The following is a 1,861-nucleotide window of genomic DNA, read 5'->3' as shown; positions in this document are numbered from 1 at the left end:
GGTCCTGGCGCACTTTGCCGACCGGCGAATCCTGGCGGTCGATGTTCCCAGCGGGGTGGACAGCGACGGTGCGGCCGACTGGATGCCGCCACTGCCCGCCAATGTCTCGCTGGCGCTCGGCACGCTGAAGCCCGCGCATGTGCTGCTACCGACCGCGCCCGCCTGTGGCCGTGTGCTGCTGGCGCCGATCGGCATTGCAGCGAACAGGGCCATGCGCACGCTGCCGATACAGCGGGCCGCAAAACCCGACGCGGCGGCGCACAAGTTCACGCGCGGCATGGTGCTGGTCTTCGCGGGGCCGATGCGCGGCGCCGCTGGACTGGCTGCCGCGGCGGCGCTGCGCGCGGGTGCGGGTTATGTCGTCGTCGACGGCAGCGACCGCGCACGCTTTGCGGCGATTGTCACCGAAAGCGACGCCAAATTTGGCGAGCGGCTGGACGACCCGCGCATCGGTGCGGTGGTCATCGGGCCGGGCTTTCCGGCGGGCGATGAGCTGCTGTTCGATGTCGAAGCCGCGCTCGATTCGGGCAAGCCGCTCGTCCTCGACGCGGCCGCGATCGGTGCGGCCTTGCCGCGCCTGTCCGAAACCCCGCGCAAGGCGATCCTGACGCCGCACGAGGGCGAGTTTTCGCGCGCCTTTCCGCAAGCCTATGGCAGCAAGATCGACCGCGCAAAAGCCGCCGCCGTGCGCACGCAGGCGGTCGTCGTCTATAAGGGCGCGGACACGATCATCGCCGCGCCCGATGGTCGGGTCGCGGCCGCATGGCCGGGTAGTCCCTGGCTGGCGACGGCGGGCACGGGCGATGTTCTCGCGGGGGCCTGCGGCGCCATGCTCGCGCGCGGCGGAGACGCCTTTGATGCCGCGGTCGCGGCGGTGGGCTGGCATATCGCGCAAGCCAAGCGTATAGGCCCCGGCCTTGTCGCTGACGATCTGGTCGCCGATCATCTGGTTAGGGAATGAAATGAGTGAAGCTGCGCTGATCGAGCGCATTGCCGCGCGCGGCGATGGCGTGACGGGCGACGGCCGCCATGTGATGGGCGCCGTGCCGGGCGATCGCGTGCGCGACGATGGGGTCATCACCCCCGGTCCCAATCGCGCCGATCCCCCATGCCGCCATTTCGGCAAATGTGGTGGTTGCCAGTTGCAGCATGTTGCCGAACCCGCGCTCGCCGATTTCGTGCGCGACCGCGTGGCCGGCGGGCTGGAAGGGCAGGCTGTGCCGCATGGCGAGGTGCTGCCCGCGCTGTTGTCCGCCCCGCAAAGCCGTCGCCGCGCGGCGCTGACCGCGCTTCGCACGGGCAAACAGGTGGCGGTCGGCTTCAACGCGGCGCAGAGCAATCAGGTCGTTGATATGCGGATGTGCCCGCTGTTGCTGCCCGACCTGTTCGCGCTGATCGCGCCGGTGCGCGAACTGCTGGTGATGATTGCCCAGCCGCGACGCCCGGTGAAGGTCAAGATGCAGATGCTCGATCAGGGCGTCGAACTGATCCTGGAAGGCGTGAAGGCCGAAGGGCTGGATGCCGCGATGGCGTTGCAGGATTTTGCCGGGCAGCACCGCCTCGCGCGCTTCGCGATCGACCAGGGCGACGGGCTGGAGATCCTTTGGCAGCCCGAACCGCCGACGATGCGCTTTGGCGACGTCACGGTCGAAGTGCCGCCATTCGCCTTTTTGCAGCCCACCGCAACCGGGCAGGCGGCGCTGGTCGATGCGGTGGCGAGGGCGATCGGCGATGCCGGGGCCGTCGCTGACCTGTTCGCGGGCGTCGGAACCTTTGCATTGTCGGTGCAGGCGGGGCGCAAAGTCTATGCCGCCGAGGGCGCGCGCGATGCGATCGCCGCGCTGGCGGCCGCGGCCAACCG

2 protein-coding genes are annotated in these 1,861 nt (G+C 69.8%); both read left to right on the top strand.

Going from position 1 to position 1,861, the window contains the following annotated elements; translation table 11 throughout:
- A partial coding sequence (locus A3E77_RS04510; protein ID WP_293643642.1) for an NAD(P)H-hydrate dehydratase occupies positions 1-961 on the top strand: 961 nt, incomplete at its 5' end.
- Position 962: 1 nt separating this feature from the next.
- Positions 963-1,861 (top strand): class I SAM-dependent RNA methyltransferase (locus tag A3E77_RS04505; protein ID WP_293643641.1); only part of this gene is annotated, 899 nt, incomplete at its 3' end.

The sequence above is a fragment of the Sphingopyxis sp. RIFCSPHIGHO2_12_FULL_65_19 genome, assembly GCF_001830555.1.
In the GTDB taxonomy this organism is placed as follows: Bacteria; Pseudomonadota; Alphaproteobacteria; order Sphingomonadales; family Sphingomonadaceae; genus Sphingopyxis.
This window is presented reverse-complemented; position numbering and strand designations above follow the sequence as displayed.